The 16,684-nt window shown below is 57.0% G+C and carries 14 protein-coding genes, 5 tRNA genes and 1 pseudogene; 15 read left to right on the forward strand and 5 right to left on the reverse strand.

Features of this window, described 5'->3' with window-relative positions:
* Positions 1 to 115 precede the first annotated feature (115 nt).
* The 8 genes from ltaE to H8B20_RS07625 all read left to right on the forward strand — a co-directional run bounded on the left by ltaE (position 116) and on the right by H8B20_RS07625 (position 6,227).
* Positions 116 to 1,120, forward strand: coding sequence for a low-specificity L-threonine aldolase (gene ltaE / locus H8B20_RS07590; RefSeq protein WP_042560538.1), 1,005 nt, complete (start codon positions 116 to 118; stop codon positions 1,118 to 1,120).
* 146 nt (positions 1,121 to 1,266) lie between these two features.
* A complete protein-coding gene (gene alaS / locus H8B20_RS07595; RefSeq protein WP_210622753.1) occupies positions 1,267 to 3,885 on the forward strand; it encodes an alanine--tRNA ligase in 2,619 nt (872 codons plus the stop codon).
* A gap of 90 nt (positions 3,886 to 3,975) precedes the next feature.
* Complete coding sequence (locus H8B20_RS07600; RefSeq protein WP_042560536.1) at positions 3,976 to 5,217, forward strand: aspartate kinase; 1,242 nt, start codon at positions 3,976 to 3,978, stop codon at positions 5,215 to 5,217.
* Positions 5,218 to 5,404: 187 nt separating this feature from the next.
* Positions 5,405 to 5,593, forward strand: coding sequence for a carbon storage regulator CsrA (gene csrA / locus H8B20_RS07605; protein WP_002554426.1), 189 nt, complete (start codon positions 5,405 to 5,407; stop codon positions 5,591 to 5,593).
* Positions 5,594 to 5,655: 62 nt separating this feature from the next.
* Positions 5,656 to 5,746, forward strand: a tRNA-Ser gene (locus H8B20_RS07610).
* Between the two features lie 107 nt (positions 5,747 to 5,853).
* Positions 5,854 to 5,930 (forward strand) — tRNA-Arg (locus H8B20_RS07615).
* 71 nt (positions 5,931 to 6,001) lie between these two features.
* Positions 6,002 to 6,078 (forward strand) — tRNA-Arg (locus H8B20_RS07620).
* A 72-nt stretch (positions 6,079 to 6,150) separates the two neighbouring features.
* A tRNA-Arg gene (locus tag H8B20_RS07625) sits at positions 6,151 to 6,227 on the forward strand.
* A 19-nt stretch (positions 6,228 to 6,246) separates the two neighbouring features.
* Here the strand turns inward: H8B20_RS07625 and H8B20_RS07630 are convergent.
* Complete coding sequence (locus tag H8B20_RS07630; protein WP_210622754.1) at positions 6,247 to 6,765, reverse strand: cell envelope protein SmpA; 519 nt, start codon at positions 6,763 to 6,765, stop codon at positions 6,247 to 6,249.
* Positions 6,766 to 7,086: 321 nt separating this feature from the next.
* Between H8B20_RS07630 and mgtE the strand changes: the two genes are divergently transcribed.
* The gene (gene mgtE / locus H8B20_RS07635) at positions 7,087 to 8,529 is read left to right on the forward strand and encodes a magnesium transporter (RefSeq protein WP_042560534.1); all 1,443 of its coding nucleotides are present in this window, start codon (positions 7,087 to 7,089) and stop codon (positions 8,527 to 8,529) included.
* 121 nt (positions 8,530 to 8,650) lie between these two features.
* Here the strand turns inward: mgtE and H8B20_RS07640 are convergent, their stop codons facing one another.
* The gene (locus H8B20_RS07640) at positions 8,651 to 8,977 is read right to left on the reverse strand and encodes an Arc family DNA-binding protein (RefSeq protein WP_003178899.1); all 327 of its coding nucleotides are present in this window, start codon (positions 8,975 to 8,977) and stop codon (positions 8,651 to 8,653) included.
* Positions 8,978 to 9,365: 388 nt separating this feature from the next.
* On the opposite strand from H8B20_RS07640, the gene phnN reads away from it, so the two are divergent.
* Positions 9,366 to 9,935 (forward strand): phosphonate metabolism protein/1,5-bisphosphokinase (PRPP-forming) PhnN, encoded by a 570-nt coding sequence (gene phnN / locus H8B20_RS07645; RefSeq protein WP_210622961.1) that lies wholly within the window; start codon positions 9,366 to 9,368, stop codon positions 9,933 to 9,935.
* Here phnN and H8B20_RS07650 read toward each other — a convergent pair.
* On the reverse strand, positions 9,910 to 10,089 hold the full coding sequence (locus H8B20_RS07650) for a PA3371 family protein (RefSeq protein ID WP_042560533.1): 180 nt from the start codon (positions 10,087 to 10,089) through the stop codon (positions 9,910 to 9,912). The two genes, phnN and H8B20_RS07650, sit on opposite strands and share 26 nt — an antisense overlap.
* 20 nt (positions 10,090 to 10,109) lie before the next feature.
* Positions 10,110 to 10,346 carry a hypothetical protein gene (locus tag H8B20_RS07655; RefSeq protein WP_210622755.1) on the reverse strand — a complete coding sequence of 79 codons (237 nt, stop codon included), beginning with the start codon at positions 10,344 to 10,346 and terminating at the stop codon, positions 10,110 to 10,112.
* 295 nt (positions 10,347 to 10,641) lie between these two features.
* Here H8B20_RS07655 and H8B20_RS07660 point away from each other — a divergent pair.
* Together H8B20_RS07660 and H8B20_RS07665 are read left to right on the forward strand one after the other, a co-directional pair.
* Positions 10,642 to 10,718 (forward strand) — tRNA-Arg (locus H8B20_RS07660).
* A 140-nt stretch (positions 10,719 to 10,858) separates the two neighbouring features.
* Positions 10,859 to 11,232: pseudogene (locus H8B20_RS07665) on the forward strand (c-type cytochrome).
* A gap of 66 nt (positions 11,233 to 11,298) precedes the next feature.
* Here the strand turns inward: H8B20_RS07665 and H8B20_RS07670 are convergent.
* The gene (locus tag H8B20_RS07670) at positions 11,299 to 12,675 is read right to left on the reverse strand and encodes a lysozyme inhibitor LprI family protein (protein WP_210622756.1); all 1,377 of its coding nucleotides are present in this window, start codon (positions 12,673 to 12,675) and stop codon (positions 11,299 to 11,301) included.
* A gap of 218 nt (positions 12,676 to 12,893) precedes the next feature.
* Here H8B20_RS07670 and H8B20_RS07675 point away from each other — a divergent pair, with 218 nt between their 5' ends.
* The 3 genes from H8B20_RS07675 to H8B20_RS07685 all read left to right on the forward strand — a co-directional run bounded on the left by H8B20_RS07675 (position 12,894) and on the right by H8B20_RS07685 (position 16,629).
* Entirely contained in the window at positions 12,894 to 14,498 is a 1,605-nt protein-coding gene (locus tag H8B20_RS07675; protein WP_115146189.1) for a tetratricopeptide repeat-containing response regulator, read from the forward strand.
* The gene (locus H8B20_RS07680; RefSeq protein ID WP_210622757.1) at positions 14,495 to 15,187 is read left to right on the forward strand and encodes a sensor histidine kinase; all 693 of its coding nucleotides are present in this window, start codon (positions 14,495 to 14,497) and stop codon (positions 15,185 to 15,187) included. The genes H8B20_RS07675 and H8B20_RS07680 overlap by 4 nt, the downstream gene beginning before the upstream one ends.
* A gap of 200 nt (positions 15,188 to 15,387) precedes the next feature.
* Positions 15,388 to 16,629 (forward strand): glutamine synthetase family protein, encoded by a 1,242-nt coding sequence (locus tag H8B20_RS07685; protein ID WP_210622962.1) that lies wholly within the window; start codon positions 15,388 to 15,390, stop codon positions 16,627 to 16,629.
* The last annotated feature ends 55 nt before the right edge of the window (positions 16,630 to 16,684 follow it).

The following is a 16,684-nucleotide window of genomic DNA, read 5'->3' on the forward strand; positions in this document are numbered from 1 at the left end:
GTTTTTTAAACGCTCTCGTGGTGTTTTCCTGCGCCAAGGGTTGATTAATCGAGGCGATGACCGCAGTAATTCACCTTCGTAAAGGGATTTCCCCTGCTGACTTGAGGCCAGGTTCATGAGCGTTATCGATCTTCGCAGCGACACCGTCACCCAACCGACCCCCGCCATGCTCGACGCGATGACCGCGGCAGACACCGGTGACGACGTTTATGGCGAAGATCCGACGGTTAATCGTCTGGAAGCGGAACTGGCAAAACGGCTGGGTTTCGCTGCTGCGTTGTTTGTGCCGACGGGCACCATGAGCAACCTGCTGGGGTTGATGGCGCATTGCGAACGCGGTGACGAATACATCGTCGGCCAACAGGCGCACACCTATAAGTACGAGGGCGGCGGCGCGGCAGTGCTCGGTTCGATTCAGCCGCAGCCGCTGGAAGTTCAGGCTGACGGTTCGCTGGATCTTGCGCAGGTCGCGGCGGCGATCAAGCCTGATGACTTCCACTTCGCCCGGACCCGGCTACTGGCGCTGGAAAACACCATGCAAGGTAAAGTGTTACCGCTGGAGTATCTGGCCCGCGCGCGCAAATTCACCCAGGACAACGGTCTGCAACTGCACCTGGACGGCGCGCGGCTGTATAACGCGGCGGTCAAATTGGGCGTTGATGCCCGGGAAATCACCCAGCACTTCGACTCGGTGTCGGTGTGCCTGTCCAAAGGCCTTGGCGCGCCGGTTGGCTCGGTGTTATGTGGTTCGGTCGAGCTGATCGGCAAGGCTCGGCGCCTGCGCAAAATGGTCGGCGGCGGCATGCGTCAGGCCGGATTGCTGGCGGCGGCGGGGCTGTATGCGCTGGATCACAACGTCGAGCGTCTGGCCGAGGATCACGCCAACGCGCAATTTCTCGCCGAAGGCGTGCGTAGCGCCGGTTTCAGCGTCGAGCAGGTGCAGACCAATATGGTTTATGTGCAGATGGGCGACAAAGCTGAAGCGTTCAAGGCATTTGCCGCCGAGCGCGGGATCAAATTGAGCGCCGCGGCACGTCTGCGCATGGTCACGCACATGGACGTCAATCACTCGCAAATCGAACGAGTGATCGCGACATTCGTCGAGTTTTCACGCAAGTGACAGCGTTACCCGTCCAATTGACCGTTTCTATCGTATAAACACGCTGTACCCCGCGCGCAGGGCCGATATAATGCGGCCCTTTGCCGTCGCTTCGTCTGTTGACGTTTCGAACAGGCCTTTGGCCGCAGCCTCCGTGGAAGAACCTAATGAAAAGCGCAGAAATCCGTGAAGCCTTCCTTCGCTTCTTCGAAGAGCAAGGCCACACCCGTGTAGCCTCCAGCTCTTTGATTCCGGGCAACGACCCAACCCTGCTGTTCACTAACGCGGGGATGAACCAGTTCAAGGACTGCTTCCTGGGCCAGGAAAAACGTGCGTACACCCGTGCAACCAGCAGCCAGAAATGCGTGCGTGCCGGTGGCAAGAACAGCGACCTTGAAAACGTCGGTTATACCGCTCGTCACCACACGTTCTTCGAAATGCTCGGCAACTTCAGCTTCGGTGACTATTTCAAGAAAGACGCGATCACCTTCGCGTGGACTTTCCTGACCGGCGTGCTGCAATTGCCGAAGGAAAAACTCTCGGTCACCGTCTACGCCTCGGACGACGAAGCGTATGACATCTGGACCCAGGAAATCGGTGTGCCGGTCGAGCGCATGATCCGCATCGGCGACAACAAAGGCGCGCCTTACGCGTCCGACAACTTCTGGACCATGGGTGATACCGGCCCATGCGGCCCTTGCACCGAGATTTTCTACGATCACGGCGACCACATCTGGGGCGGCCCACCGGGTTCGCCGGAAGAAGACGGCGACCGTTACATCGAGATCTGGAACAACGTGTTCATGCAGTTCAACCGCACCGCCGATGGCGTGTTGCATCCGTTGCCAGCGCCGTCGGTCGATACCGGCATGGGCCTGGAGCGGATCAGTGCGGTGATGCAGCACGTCAATTCCAACTACGACATTGACCTGTTCAAGAACCTGCTGAAAGCTTCGGCTGAAGCGATCGGCTGCGAAAATGGCGATCAGTCTTCGCTGAAAGTTGTTTCCGACCACATCCGTTCGTGCGGTTTCCTGATTGCCGACGGCGTGCTGCCGTCCAACGAAGGTCGCGGCTACGTGCTGCGCCGGATCATCCGTCGCGCCTGCCGTCACGGCAACAAACTGGGCGCCACCGGCAGCTTCTTCTACAAGATCGTCGCGGCGCTGGTTGCCGAAATGGGCGAAGCGTTCCCGGAACTGAAGAAGCAGCAGAGCAACATCGAGCGCGTCCTCAAGGCCGAAGAAGAGCAGTTCTCCAAGACTCTGGAGCACGGCCTGAAGATTCTCGAACAGGATCTGCTGGAACTCAAAGGCACCGTAGTGCCGGGCGACGTGGTGTTCAAGCTCTACGATACCTACGGTTTCCCGATGGACCTGACCGCGGACATCGCCCGCGAGCGCAGCCTGACCGTCGACGAAGCCGGCTTCGAGCGTGAAATGGAAGCTCAGCGCGTCCGTGCACGTTCGGCCAGCTCGTTCGGTCTGGACTACAACACGTTGGTTAAAGTTGACGTGGCCACCGAGTTCACCGGCTACGCCGCCACCAGCGGTTCGGCCAAAATCGTGGCCATCTATAAAGAAGGCCAGTCGGTCGACGTACTGAGTGAAGGCGAAGAGGGCGTGATCGTTCTCAATCAGACGCCTTTCTACGCCGAATCCGGCGGCCAGATCGGCGACTGCGGTTTCCTTCAGGCCGGCAACGCACGTTTCGATGTGCGCGACACCACCAAGACTGGCGGCGCGTTCCTGCACCACGGCGTGTTGGCGTCGGGCAGCCTGATCATCGGCGCGCCGGTTGAAACCCACGTTGATGCCGAAGTGCGTCACGCCACTGCGCTCAACCACTCGGCGACGCACTTGCTGCACGCCGCATTGCGTCAGGTGCTGGGCGAACACGTTCAACAGAAAGGCTCATTGGTCGACAGTCAGCGTCTGCGCTTCGACTTCAGCCACTTTGAAGCGATCAAGCCTGAGCAGATAAAAGCACTGGAAGACATCGTCAACGCCGAGATTCGCAAGAACTCCGCGGTTGAAACCGAAGAAACCGACATCGAAACCGCCAAGAACAAAGGTGCGATGGCGCTGTTCGGCGAGAAATACGGCGACAACGTGCGCGTGCTGAGCATGGGCGGCAATTTCTCCGTCGAGCTGTGTGGCGGTATCCACGCCAACCGTACCGGCGACATCGGCCTGCTGAAAATCATCAGCGAAGGCGGTGTGGCATCGGGCGTGCGTCGTATCGAGGCAGTCACCGGTGCAGCCGCACTGGCCTACTTGAACGCTGCGGAAGAACAACTCAAGGAAGCGGCCAGCCTGGTCAAGGGCAGCCGTGACAACCTGATCGACAAGCTGTCGGCTGTGCTGGAGCGCAACCGTCTGCTGGAGAAGCAACTCGAGCAGTTGCAGGCCAAGGCTGCCAGTGCTGCGGGCGACGATCTGTCGGCTTCGGCACTGGATGTCAAAGGCGTGAAGGTATTGGCCGTGCGTCTCGACGGTCAGGACGCCAAGGCGCTGCTGGCGCTGGTCGATCAGCTGAAAAACAAACTCGGCCGCGCAGTGATCCTGCTCGGCAGTGTCCATGAGGAAAAGGTCGTTCTGGTTGCAGGCGTAACCAAGGACCTGACTGGCCAACTCAAAGCCGGTGATTTGATGAAACAGGCTGCTGCGGCAGTGGGCGGGAAGGGCGGTGGTCGTCCGGACATGGCGCAGGGCGGCGGTGTCGACGCCGGCGCGCTGGATGGCGCATTGGCGCTGACCGTCCCATTCGTCGAGCAGGGTTTATAAGACGGCCCGCCGGGCCCGCAGTCTAGTGGCGGGTCCGGTGGCTGTTCGAGAAATTATTGGGCGCCCTTCATGGGCTGAGGCGGCTTTGAAATGGCTTTGATCGTACAGAAATTTGGAGGCACCTCGGTCGGTACTGTCGAGAGAATCGAGCAGGTCGCCGACAAGGTTAAGAAGTTCCGTGATGCCGGCGATGACCTGGTGGTTGTGCTGTCTGCAATGAGCGGCGAAACCAACCGTCTGATCGATCTGGCCAAGCAAATCAGTGGTGACGGTCAACCGGTTCCGCGTGAGTTGGACGTGATTGTCTCCACCGGTGAGCAGGTGACGATTGCCCTGTTGGCCATGGCGCTGATCAAGCGCGGTGTGCCGGCGGTGTCGTACACCGGTAATCAGGTGCGGATCCTGACCGACAGCGCACACAATAAAGCGCGTATCTTGCAGATTGATGACCAGAAGATTCGCGGTGATCTGAAGGCAGGCCGCGTTGTTGTTGTCGCCGGATTCCAGGGTGTGGACGAGCACGGCAATATCACCACGCTGGGGCGTGGCGGTTCGGACACCACCGGCGTGGCATTGGCTGCAGCGCTGAAAGCCGATGAATGCCAGATCTACACCGATGTCGATGGTGTCTACACCACCGACCCGCGTGTCGTGCCGGTCGCTCAGCGTCTGGACAAGATCACCTTCGAAGAGATGCTGGAAATGGCCAGCCTCGGTTCCAAGGTGTTGCAGATCCGTGCGGTGGAATTCGCCGGCAAGTACAACGTACCGCTGCGCGTACTGCACAGCTTCAAAGAGGGTCCGGGCACCCTCATTACTATTGATGAAGAGGAAACCATGGAACAGCCGATCATTTCCGGCATCGCTTTCAATCGCGATGAAGCCAAGCTGACCATCCGTGGCGTGCCAGACACCCCGGGTGTGGCGTTCAAGATTCTCGGCCCGATCAGTGCCGCGAACATCGAAGTCGACATGATCGTGCAGAACGTTGCGCACGATAACACCACCGACTTCACCTTCACCGTGCACCGCAATGACTTCCAGGCCGCACAGACCGTGCTGGAAAACACCGCTCGCGAGATCGGTGCCCGTGAAGTGGTTGGCGACATCAAGATTGCCAAGGTCTCGATCGTCGGCGTCGGCATGCGTTCCCACGCAGGTGTGGCCAGCCGCATGTTCGAATCGCTGGCGAAAGAAAGCATCAACATCCAGATGATCTCGACGTCGGAAATCAAGGTTTCCGTGGTAATTGAAGAGAAGTACCTGGAATTGGCCGTGCGCGCCCTGCACACGGCTTTCGAACTGGATGCTCCGGCCCGCCAGGGCGAGTAATTCCGCTTCTTGAAGGGCGCGGTCTGACCGCGCCCTTTATTTTTTGAATGGCGCGAGCCCTGATCTGTTCTTTTGCTCGCGCTGGTCAATACTCAGGCATGTAGGGCTACGATCGCTCTGGTTGTAGGTCGGGTGCCTTTTTTTTGCAGACTGTTGTCCCTGAACTGAATTGCGTAAGGAGAAAGGTATGCTGATTCTGACTCGTCGGTGCGCAGAAAGCCTGATTATCGGTGATGGCGAAATCACCGTGACCGTGCTCGGCGTTAAAGGAAATCAAGTGCGTATCGGCGTCAACGCCCCGAAAGAGGTTGCCGTGCACCGTGAAGAAATTTACCTGCGTATAAAGAAAGAGAAGGACGAAGAACCAAGCCATTAATTTTTATCGATTTTTATGTTTGCAAACGGGGAAGAAGCTGGTTAATATACGCCCCGTGTTGCGGAGAGCTGGCCGAGTGGCCGAAGGCGCTCCCCTGCTAAGGGAGTACACCTCAAAAGGGTGTCGGGGGTTCGAATCCCCCGTTCTCCGCCATTATTTGCTTAGTACGTCGTAATCTGGCTTTTTCGGTAAGTTGTTGAAATTACTAGAAAAAGTGGTTGGAATAGAGATTAGACGGGCTATAATGCGGCGCAACAAATGCACTCGTAGCTCAGCTGGATAGAGTACTCGGCTACGAACCGAGCGGTCACAGGTTCGAATCCTGTCGAGTGCACCATTTAAGAGTCAGTTACAGCTATGTAAGTGACTTGCTTCAACCAGGTGTGATCTGGTCTAAAAAACACAAATGCACTCGTAGCTCAGCTGGATAGAGTACTCGGCTACGAACCGAGCGGTCACAGGTTCGAATCCTGTCGAGTGCACCATTTAAGAGTTAGTTGCAGCAATGTAAGTAACTCGGTTTCAGCCAGTTGTGGTCTGGTCTAAAAACACAAAATGCACTCGTAGCTCAGCTGGATAGAGTACTCGGCTACGAACCGAGCGGTCACAGGTTCGAATCCTGTCGAGTGCACCATATACTGAAAAGCCCGCGTTTAACGCGGGCTTTTTGCTGTCCGGGATTTGGCTTTTGCCTTCACGCAGCCTCGCTCATCAAAATCGACTTGAGCACTTCGGCCTCGTTTGAGGTCGTATCGATAGCTTGTTGTCGACGTCCGAATATTCACCTTGTCCGGTTTGCCGAGCGCGCTTTCTACATCCTGCTGACTCATGCCGGCAATCACGCGTCGATTGATGATTGCTTCGCGGCGTTGTCTGGCGTCGATCAGATTTCCGCATTTGTCTTGTGTGTGGCCAACGATGCCCGGTTCGCGGCCCGTGTTTTTCATACCGGATATTTCTTCGTGGTTGTGCTCCGGCATGATTGCCGCGACCGATCCGGGGAGGTAGGGGTGAACCTCCTGTACTGAAAGTTTTTCACCGTTCGCGCAACTCATCGACGTGAACGTGATGCTGCCGTCAGGGGCTTCGCAGCGATGAAGGCTGGTTGCAGCGCCGGCAGGTGTTAGGAAGAGCAGGCTGGTCAGTACAAAAAGGGATGTTTTCGATGGCATTCGACGTCCTCCATGACGATCTCCGTTCAAGGGTAGTCGCTACAATCTTCCCTGCTGGTGTGTTTTCTTTTCAGGATGAGTCGTCGCACTTACATGGATCAGGATGGCGCTCAGGTTTGTCTCGCAAGCGCTTGTTTCAGCCACGATTTTTTAGCGTGTTAAACCGTTAGGCGGTGTATCATTGCGCCCGTCAGCCCCGCCGGGGCTTATGGAAAACCTCCATGGACTTACCCAGTAGCTACTCAGTACCCCGTTTTTCCAATCATGAATTGACTGATTGATCCTTCCGGCGTGCCCCGCTGCTGGGAGTGGAGTTCGCCTATGTCTGAAATCGAAGTAAAGAAAACACAGGAAAGCCTGCAGGACCGCCTGGCTCAGGTCGTCGAGTTGCTGCAGCGCCAACGGGTCGTCGAAGACCTGACTCACCGCCAGGAAGGCGCGCATCACGACCGGGTGGAAAACCTGGTTCACCGGCAAAATCTGGTCGAGCTGCAACGCAAGCTCGATGATCTGCACTCCGCCGATGTCGCCTACATACTTGAAGCCTTGCCGCTGGACGATCGTCTGACGCTTTGGCAACTGGTCAAGGCCGATCGCGACGGCGACATTCTTCTCGAAGTATCCGATTCCGTCCGTGAAACGCTGATCGCCGACATGGACGATCACGAGCTCCTGGCCGCCGCCAAGGACATGGACGCCGACGAACTTGCTGACTTGGCCTCCGAGCTGCCGCGAGACGTCGTTCATGGGCTGATGGAGAGCCTGGATAACCAGCAGCGCGAGCGTGTGCGTTCGGCCCTGTCTTATGACGAGGATCAGGTCGGTGCGCTGATGGACTTCGAGATGGTGACTATCCGTGAGGATGTCAGCCTTGAAGTGGTTCTGCGGTACCTGCGTCGTCTAAAGGAGCTGCCGGGGCACACCGACAAGCTGTTCGTGGTCGATTACGACGGCGTGCTCAAAGGCGTGCTTCCGATCAAGCGTCTGCTGGTCAATGATCCGGAAAAGCAGGTTGCCGAAGTGATGGCCAGCGATCCGGTGAGTTTCCACCCGGACGAAGACGCCTACGACGCCGCACAGGCGTTCGAGCGTTACGACTTGATCTCCGCCCCTGTGGTCGACAAGACCGGCAAGCTGATCGGTCGTCTGACCATCGACGAGATGGTCGACCTGATTCGTGAAGAGAGCGAAAGCGAAGTTCTCAACATGGCTGGTCTGCGTGAAGAGGAAGACATCTTCGCCTCCGTGTGGAAATCACTGCGCAACCGTTGGGCATGGTTGGCGATCAACTTGATCACCGCGTTCGTCGCCTCTCGAGTGATTGGTTTGTTCGAAGGCTCGATCGAGAAGCTGGTAGCGCTCGCGGCGCTGATGCCGATTGTGGCGGGTATCGGCGGCAACTCGGGTAATCAGACGATCACCATGATTGTGCGAGCCATGGCGCTGGATCAGGTGAGCACCGGCAACACTTCACGGTTGATGCGTAAAGAGTTGGCAGTCGGGCTGATCAACGGCCTGGTCTGGGGTGGGGTGATTGGCGTAGTCGCTTACCTGCTTTATGGCAGTTGGTCGCTGGGCGTGGTGATGACGGCGGCGATGACGCTCAATCTGTTGCTCGCTGCACTCATGGGTGTATTAATTCCCATGACCTTGGCGAAGATGGGCCGCGACCCCGCAATGGGTGCGAGTGTGATGATCACCGCAGTAACGGACAGTGGCGGCTTCTTCATTTTCCTGGGCCTGGCAACAATCTTCCTGCTCTGATCTGCTGCAATTAAACAGCCCGCTAAATTGGCGGGCTTTTTTATGTCTGCGAAAACTGCCAAGCCAAATTCCGGGCAAAAAAAAGCCAGCAATAACGCTGGCTTGAGATGTTCGATAGGGCTCAGGACGCGTCTGCGGCCATTTCGGCGTCGTGTGCAATCAAGGACACCAGTGCGTTCTGTTGACGGTGAGACAGCTGGCGGAAGCGTTGCAGCAGTTCGCGTTCGTGCAACGACAGCTCGGGGCTGTCCAGGCGCATGCTCAGTTCTTCGCCCAATGCACCTTCCTGAATAAGACTCTGCTCAAGGCGCGCAATGATTTCAGAGTTCATGCTGCGATGATGATTGCGAGCCACCTCGGCAATGCGTTCACGCATTCCGTCTGGCAGACGTACGACAAACTTGTCAGCCGTACGGCTGGAATAAATTGCCTGTTTCAATGGGCGCATATATTTAACCGGTTAGTTCAGGGGAGCGGTTCTCGGGATTGGCCGCAGGATGTGTGGTAGGACACGCATTTGCGCCAAATGGTTCAACCTGAATTGTTAAGAGGCCCGCATCATGCCTCAAAATTGCCGGATCATTGGCGTCAATTCTGTGACAAATATTGATCCGGATAAAGGCTTAATGCCAGCACCAATTATCAGAAATGCGGACTGGTTTGAAAACTTTGTCCTGAGTCGCATTGCTGCTCGCTTCCTGACGCACACCAGTTGATGTCCAAAGACGTCAGACGGTGCATGCTATGTGGCTTTCGATCCTTGTCCCTTATCTATACAGGATAGTGGCATTTTGCCGATTTACTAGCGCTGAAGCATGCCGGAGGGCGTTTTCGAGATGGATGGCAGGCTTATTTATCTGATGGGACCGTCCGGTTCCGGCAAAGACAGCTTGATTGAGGCTGCACGTGAGCCATTGCGCGCGCTCGGCTGCGAAGTGATACGCCGGGTGATAACGCGATCGGCCGAATCGGTAGGCGAGGATGCGATCGGCGTGACGCCGCAAGAGTTCGAAAGACGTCAGCGCGCAGGAGACTTTTCCCTGGCGTGGCAGGCCAATGGCCTTGCCTATGGCATTCCTGCGCAAATGGATCAATGGCTCAAGGATGGGCGGCACGTGCTGGTAAACGGTTCTCGCGCCAACCTTCGGCAAGCCCTGGAGTGCTATCCGACGCTGTTACCGGTTTTGCTGACAGTCAAGGATGAGGTGTTGCGTGAGCGTCTGCTCAGACGTGGCCGTGAGACGTCTGAGCAAATTGATGCGAGGCTGGCCCGCAACGCTCTGTTCAAGGACAGGCGATCAATTGACGAGGTTGTTTGCCTGATAGACAACTCGGGTGACCTGGCTGACGCGGTCAGCCATCTACTGGACTTGGTCCGACTCAGCGCAGAACCGGATCAAACTTGAATTTGCGCCCGGCCACCAGTGCCAATACGAACAACACCGCAAATACGCCACAGCCAACCAGAGGCAGGGTGATTTCGGTTTCCTCGAACAGCGAAAAATGCAAAACGCCACTGACTAAGGCGAGGATCAGAAATCCTGCAGCTGATTTGGACATGCTGTACTCCTGAAGATATTTCAAAAAACCAGACGTTCGGTAGCGTGAGTTGGCAATGCCTGCTCAGGCTCGCTGACCGCCTGTGGGACGAAACTGTGCTGATCGCTCAACACCGCTAACTGCGGCGCTTTTTGCACCTGCAAGTAATGCGGCATGCGTTGAGCCACCGACTCCGGCGCAGCTCGCTCCGGGATGAAGTGAAAACCCATCAAAACCGCGAATGCAATTGCGTTTGCAAGCAAGAGAGTGCTGTTCATGGGACGGTGCTCCGATTGTTCTTCTATGGAACAGACAAAGCAGCCGTCGTGCCAACAGTCTAACCGCTGTTAAGTCCTTTAAAAACAAGGATTTGAGCGGGTTTGTCGGATGTTGCGGGTTGCAATCTGCAATGCTGGCATTTTGCAGTAGTGCAAAATGCACGGTAAAGCTTCCCGCAACATTGCGAGGCGCCTGCCTACACTCAAAAAGCCCTACGGATGACATGACAAATCGGGGCCCGGCCGTTAACATGCACGCCGTCCGTCGCGCAGCGTCTGCTGCCGACAACTCAGTGTCTCAGTAGCTCAATTGGATAGAGCATCCCCCTCCTAAGGGGAAGGTTGGCAGTTCGAACCTGCCCTGGGACACCATATAATTCAGGCCTTCTGGCCACTCCTCTGCCAGCCGCGTTCACTGCGATAGCAGCGCGGCAGCAGCAGGATAAAATAAAGCCCCTTTCAGAATGATCTGGAAGGGGCTTTTTCGTATTCACGGTTTAAGGATGTTGCCAATGGATGGCCTGAAAATACTGTTCATCGTTTCGCTTGGATTTTTATCGCAGATGCAAAAGTCGCGGTCCTTTGCAGATGATGTTAGCGGGAAGAACCTCTATTCACAGCGTTGCGCCATGTGCCACGGGGCAGATCTCAAAGCAACAGGGCCATTGGCTGATAGGAGCAATCCACCCAAACATCCGCTTTCAAACAACGACTGAAGGCTTATCCGGGCGTTATCGTGTCCTCAATAATTCTTCGCCCAAACGGGGATTTGATCCCGCGGACCTTGCAAGAGAATGGTGTAAAACTGGCGCCGCACGTTTGGACGGTTAAGGATTTTCGCGATTTGAATCAGTACATGAGTGGTGTGATTTCGAAGAGCCGATGATTTCAGATCAAGCAAAGCCCCGCGTAGCGCCGGTTGTCGGGGCTTTTTCATGCGCGGGCATCGAGACTACTCCTCGGCGCCACCTCCGGGTTTGCCGATTGAAGTGCTGATCTCGGTAATGCGCCGACGGCCGTTAACCTTGTAGTCACGTTCTTGTTCTGCTTCGCCCGGTTTGCGCACAGTCATTTGCGCATACAAGCCGTCCTTCGCACTGTAGGTGCCGAACCAGTTATTCATCCTCGCAATAAAACACTCGCCACCGATGATCACCGGGAAGTCGGCGACTGGTTCGATGGCGTAATAGCCTGCTCCGTAGCCGTAATACTCCTCGCTGTCTGTGGCGGACTCAGGAATGGGGCAGAGGGGCTTTCTTTCTTGTGCGGTGTCGGGCGTGTGTTCTTCGACGGTAGCCAGGCCTTGGGCAAGTGCATGGTGCAGGTCTGGCTTCAGCTTATAAGTGGTTTTGTGATCATCATCAGACTGAATGCGGGGGATACTGAGTCGATAGCGATAGCGAACCGTCAGCTTCGGCACTTCGCGGTTTACCTGCAACGGACTGAGCAGGTAGACATCATCAATGCCGTACCCGCTGTCGCGATAGGCGGCATAGACCTTGCCGCGAATGCTGATCCAGTTCACGGACTGGTTGGCGCCGCGATCACTAGTGGAATAGAGGACGCCGCCAATTGATTCTCCGTCCGACGCTGGGGTCCTGCGGGTGAACTTATCGCCGTCACGGCGATAAGTTCCAACGGAAGTGTACAGACTGGTACCGCCGTTATAAGTCTGAACAATCAGGTCACGTTGCCCGTCACTGTCGAGATCCCGCAGCGTAAAGGATGTCGGGCCCAGTGCGGTGTCAGCCTCGAAATTAGTGGCGCTCAAGGCCTTCCACTCATTCCGCGAAACGCCTTTGGGGATGGTTTTAGGGAAGTGCGTTTTATCAGAATATTGATCGGCGTCCGGCTCTGCAGAAAATGTGGTTTCAGTGTTTTTTAACGACAGTGAAACGAGTGCTCGTTCCAGAGCAAACTCCGGATCATTTTTACTGATTGCCCGAATACTGTTTTGCAGATCATCCAATACCTGTTTGTCGACGCCACTCGGCTGATGGGCGACAACTTCTTTCCACTGCGCCTGCAAAACCTTCAGTTGCTCGCGGTAGTGTTGATCCAGACAGGCGACATCTTCAACGCATCCGTTGCGCGCTTTCAACCAAAGCCGCTGAGTACGTTTGAGCTCGGGTTGTGCCTCGACAGAGGCCTTCATCAACCCCCGATAAACCGTCCCCATCTGTGCATCCAGTTCATACAAAACGTTATTCGCGCAGATAGTGTTTTCAACGGCATTCGCCGCTTTGCTGCAGTCCATTGCGTTCGCCATTGCCTGCTGGAGAAACAGCAACGCACAGGCGGACACGATGTAGCGTCCTTTGATGTACACGAAGTAAGCCTTGTAGTGAAAGTTGTGCAGGCGCGCAGACTAATCGCAGTGCGAGGAATGTTGAAGCACCCGCTTCAGAGAACGCGACTTCTGGCCGATAACCCAAACGGTGAGTTCAGACTTGCGTGAAAACGCTTGATAGCATTTTGCCGGCAGTTATCATCTGCGCGCCTGAAATCGTCCTTGGTTCATCTACTTCAATTGCCTGGAAATCCTCGATGCTGTCGTATCACCAAAAGCGTTTTCTGATCGTCGATGATTTCTCGGATTTTCGCAGTTCCGTGCGTTCGATGTTGCGCGAGCTGGGCGTCAAGGACGTGGATACGGCAGACACCGGCGAGCAGGCGCTGAAGATGTGTGCGCAGAAGTCTTACGATTTCATCCTGCAGGATTTTCACCTCGGCGACGGTAAAAAGAACGGCCAGCAAGTCCTCGAAGACTTGATGGTGGAAAAGCTCATCAGCCATGAAGCGGTGTTCGTCATGGTGACCGCCGAGACCAGTCAGGCGATGGTGCTCAGTGCTCTTGAGCATGAGCCGGATGCCTACCTGACCAAACCGTTCAACCGCTCGGGTCTGGCTCAGCGCCTTGAGCGTCTGGAGCAGCGCAAGACGTTGCTCAAGCCGATTCTGCAAGCGCTCGATCGTGGCAAACCGGTCGAGGTGCTCAATGCCTGCATCGCCCTGTGCAAGCAGGACATCCGCTATTCGCCGCTGTGCTTGCGTTACCGCGCCGATGCGCTGCGCGATCTGAATCAGAACGAAGCGCTGGAGCGTTTGTACGACGGCATCATTGCTGACCGGCCGCTGCCTTGGGCATTCGCCGGGCTGGGCAAGTTGTTGTTCAAGCGTGGCCAGGTTGCCCAAGCCAAGGGTGTGTACGAGAAAGCCCTGAAAGCGTTCCCGCTGATGCCGTCGCTGTATGACGGCATGGCCGATGTGCTGGTTGCCGAGGGCGATACCAAAGGCGCGCAACGGGTACTGGAAGAGGCGATCCGGTTGTCGCCACTGGCGGTGCGTCGACAGGCGTTGCTGGGCAAACTGGCGATGGCCAACGAAGATTTCGACACCGCCTCGCGCGCTTATCGTCAGGCCGTGGCGCAAGGCGCACAGTCGCGATTCAAGGATGCGGAAAGCAACCTCGGCCTGGCCCACGCATTGATCAGCAAGGGCAGCGAGCGCGGTCTAGACACTCGCACGCGGCTTGAGATCAACACCACGCTCAGCGCCGTGGCCAAAGAAAACCCGAGCGATCCGGGCCTGCAGATTCGGGCGCGTCTGATGAAGGCCACCAGCCTGCTGCTCAACGATGCCGAAACCGCTGACAAGCTTACCGAGCAGGCGATGATGCGCCTCGACGGCATGGAGCAGTTCATGAGTCCGGAGGCGGCGTTGCTGGTCGCCAAGCAGTTGCAGATGCTCGGTCAGGCCGAGGCGGGTAACTCGATGCTCAAGAGCTGTGCGGAAATCTACGGCGACGATCCGGCGGTGATGAAAGATATCGCCAAGCTCACCGATGACCCGACTATCCTCAGTTCCAGCAACGCCGCCGCCGACCTCAACCGTCAGGGGGTGCGCGTGTACAAGACCGGCAATCTGGTGGAGGCCCGCGAGGTGTTCCGCAAGGCGCTGAAGATGCAACCGAAGAACATCAGTATCGCGCTGAACATGGCCCAGTCGTTGCTGCACGGCACCGACACCAGTGTGCCGTCGGCGGAGCTGGAAGAATGTCGGGCCTGCCTGAAAATGGTCGGCCTGATGCCCGACACCGACGCGCGTCATGCGCGTTATCAGAAGCTGAAAAGCAAGGCGTTTGGCGAATGAACAACGACGAGCAGGCTCTCGATTTTTCCACGGTGATTGCCTCCACCGTCCACGACATGAAGAACTCGCTGGCCATGCTCATGCAGGCCCACAGCCAATGGCTGGCGCGTTTGCCGCAGGGGCAACGCGAAGGCGCGGAGCAGGGCGTGATCGACTTCGAGTTCGCCCACCTCAATGGCATGCTGGTGCAACTGCTCGGGCTGTATAAGCTCGGCGTCAACCAGATGCCGTTGCAGCCGGCGTATCACGAACTCGATGATTTCATCGAGGCGCAACTGGCGGCGCATCAAGAGGTGTTTGCCAGTCGCGGGATCATCGCGACCTATGAAGTTGATCCGCTGAGCCCGCTGGGCTTCTTCGATCGTGAATTGGTCGCTTCGGTGCTGGGCAACTGCATCAACAACGCCATCCGATACGCCCGGGAGTCGTTGCTGATCACCGTCAGTGACGAGGCCGGGCAATTGGTGATCAGCATCAACGATGACGGCGACGGTTATCCGGCCCAGATGCTCGAGCGTCAGGCCGACTACGTGCAGGGCATCAATCACAGCAGCGGTAGCACCGGGTTGGGCCTGTATTTCGCCAATCGAATTGCGGCATTGCATCAGCGCAATGGCGTTGAAGGGCGCACCGAAATCGGCAATGGCGGGCCGCTGGGTGGCGGGGTTTTCAGCCTTTATCTACCGTGACGCGGGATTTTGTTTGACGCTGCTTGATATTGCGAACAGCCGGAGCCTATTTTGTACGGGTCGCCGTTCGCGGCTCGCAAAATAACAAGGATTGCGTCATGACAACCGATGGCCAGCGTTCACTCGCACAGCGACTGACGGGCATTGATGAGATTGAATGTGTCACGCCGGATTTGAACGGCGTACCACGGGGCAAGGTAATGACTGCCGAGGGTTTCCTCGAAGGGCGGCGTTTGCAGTTGGCCCGGGGTGTGTTGCTGCAATGCATCATGGGCGGATATCCGCCGGCGCGGTTTTACGGCAGCGATGACGGCGACCTGGCGCTGATTGCCGAGCCAGGCCAGATTCATCGCTTGCCGTGGAGCGACGAACCGCGTGCCCTGGCGATTTGCGATGCTGATGAACTGACCGGCGAAAGCTCCAATCTGTCGACCCGCGGCCAGCTCAAGGCAGTCATCGCCCGTTACGCGGCGCGCGGCCTGGCACCGGTGGTGGCGACCGAGTTGGAGTTCTTCGTGTTCGCGCCTAACACCGATCCAACCCAACCATTTCGCCCGCCAGTCGGCCTCGATGGTCGCCGCGAGGACGGTTTGTCGGCGTTCAGCGTCAGCTCCAATAACGGTCTGCGGCCGTTCTTCAGCGAAGTGTACAAATGCATGGCGGCCCTTGGTTTGCCGCGCGATACCTTCATGCATGAAATGGGCGTCAGCCAGTTCGAGATCAACCTGCTGCATGGTGATCCGCTGCTGTTGGCCGACCAGACGTTCCTGTTCAAGCATCTGCTCAAAGAAGTCGCGCTCAAGCACGGCTTGACCGTGGTGTGCATGGCCAAGCCGCTGGCGCACACGCCGGGCAGCTCGATGCATATTCACCAGAGCATCGTCGACATCGCTACGGGCAAAAACGTCTTCAGTGACAATCACGGCGAGCCGACCGCGATGTTCCGCCACTTCATCGGTGGGCAGCAGGCGGGGATGGCCGACTTCACTGCACTGTTTGCACCGAATGTGAACTCGTACCAGCGTCTGTGCCATCCGTACGCGTCGCCGAACAATGCCTGCTGGTCGCACGATAACCGTGCGGCCGGGTTGCGGATTCCGGCCAGTGCGCCGGTCGCTCGTCGGGTGGAAAACCGTTTGCCGGGCGCCGATGCCAACCCCTATCTGGCGATCGCCGCCAGTCTGGCCGCCGGTTTGCATGGCATCGAGCATGAGCTTGAACCGAGCGAAGCGATCCAGGGCGAGTTCGAGGTGCCGGACAATCTTTCGCTGCCATGTACCTTGCACGCCGCGCTCGAGCGTCTGAAGCGTAGTCAATTGGCGAGGGAACTGTTTGGACAGGAGTTCATCGAAGGCTACATCGCTTCGAAGACCATGGAACTGACCAGCTTCTTTGATGAAATAACTCCCTGGGAACGGCGTGTTCTAGCAGCCCAGGCCTGACGTACCATCGTCACCGGGCTATCGTTCTGGTAGCCCGATCTTTACTGCAAGGAGC

The sequence above is a fragment of the Pseudomonas sp. P42 genome (assembly GCF_017973755.1).
Lineage (GTDB): Bacteria > Pseudomonadota > Gammaproteobacteria > Pseudomonadales > Pseudomonadaceae > Aquipseudomonas > Aquipseudomonas iridis.